1 protein-coding gene is annotated in these 1,500 nt (G+C 70.5%); it reads right to left on the reverse strand.

The features are described 5' to 3' along the window. Window positions 1–44 precede the first annotated feature (44 nt). Window positions 45–1,181 (reverse strand): type III polyketide synthase, encoded by a 1,137-nt coding sequence (locus AOK09_RS36750; protein WP_055591491.1) that lies wholly within the window; start codon window positions 1,179–1,181, stop codon window positions 45–47. Between the last annotated feature and the right edge of the window lie 319 nt (window positions 1,182–1,500).

Raw genomic sequence — 1,500 nt, forward strand, 5'->3', positions numbered from 1 at the left:
GCGCCGGCCGTACGGTGCGCGCGGCTCCCCGCGGCGCCACCGGCTCACGTGGCGGGACCGCCGGTGATGGTCCGCCGCTGCACCACGGCCGGTGAGCGCACCGTCCGGGTGTGCGTCAGCGGTGTCCGGGCGGACGCCGGCGCCCATGTGCCCACACAGGTCTCGGCGGTGATACCCGGCCCGAATCCGGCGATCATGCCCTGTGCCCCGGCGGGCAGGGCGTCCTCCTCGAAGAGGCGGCGCAGCGAGTCGAGCACGACGGCACTGGCGATGTTGCCGTACTCGGTGAGCGTCGCCCTGCTGTGCCGGAAGGAGCTGCCCTCCACCTCGAGGATCCGGCAGAGGTCGTCGAGGATGCGCGGTCCGCCCGCGTGGATGATGTAGAAGTCCAGCGCCGAGGCGTCCCAGCCGTGACTGTCCGCCAGCATGTGCAGGGCGGGGGCCAGCATCGCCATGGTGGTCGGCACCCGCTTGTCGAGCTGGAAGTGGAAGCCGGTCGCCTTGACGGCGTAGGAGATCCACCGCTCGGTGTCGGGCACCAGGTAGGAGCTGTTGCGTTCCAGCCGGATGCCCGCTCCCCCGTGTCCTCTGACGACCGCGGCGGCGACCGCGTCGCCGAACAGTCCGTTGGACAGCAGGGAGCCGACACCGTCGTCGGTGGGCTGGTAGCACAGCGAGCAGAACTCACAGGCCACGATGAGGACATTGGCCTGCGGATAGGCCATGCAGAAGTCGCAGGCCCGGTTGATCGCGGCCCCACCGGCCGCGCAGCCGAGCTGGGCGATGGGGATCTGACGGGTGTCCCAGCGGAACCCCAGGTTGTTGATCATCCATGCCGTCATCGACGGCATCAGGAACCCGGTGCAGGAGACGAAGACAATTGCGTCGATGTCCTCGCTGCCCACCTCGGCGCTGCGCAGCGCGGCACGCACCACCTCGGGGATGCGCCGTCGGGCCTCCTGCTCGTAGACCGCGTTGCGCGCCTCGAAACCCGGGTGACGCAGCGTCTCGGTCAGCGGACGCACCAGATGGCGCTTGGTCACCCCGGTGTTCTCGATGAGCCGGAGCACCAGCCCCAGCTGCGGATGGCCGGCGTGGAGACGACGGGCCAGATCGAGGGTCTGCCCCATCGTGATCGTGTGTTCGGGGACCACTACGGCAGGTCGGCAAAGGATCGGCATCTGACGGGAGCCTTCCCTCCAGGGAACCTGCTCCGGCCCTCACAAGAACTCCGTCCGGGCCGCGAAGGATCTCACGGACCCACGGACGAAGGGGACCCCGCAAGCGGGGACAGACCCCCGCACAGGCACTGTACGGACCAGCCGCACACCGGCCTGCACGCTGCGGGGAGAGCCGGAACCACCCGCCCGTGGGGCCCTTGGACGCGGCCGGGGAGGGTGTCTGCATGCTCCTGTGAACGTGCCTTACAACACCCCAGTGTCACCCACCCCGCCCCGGCCCGCGACTCGGCGCCGCGGGCAGGCCGGACCGGGCCGGGGG

This window comes from Peterkaempfera griseoplana (genome assembly GCF_001418575.1).
Taxonomy (GTDB): domain Bacteria; phylum Actinomycetota; class Actinomycetes; order Streptomycetales; family Streptomycetaceae; genus Peterkaempfera; species Peterkaempfera griseoplana.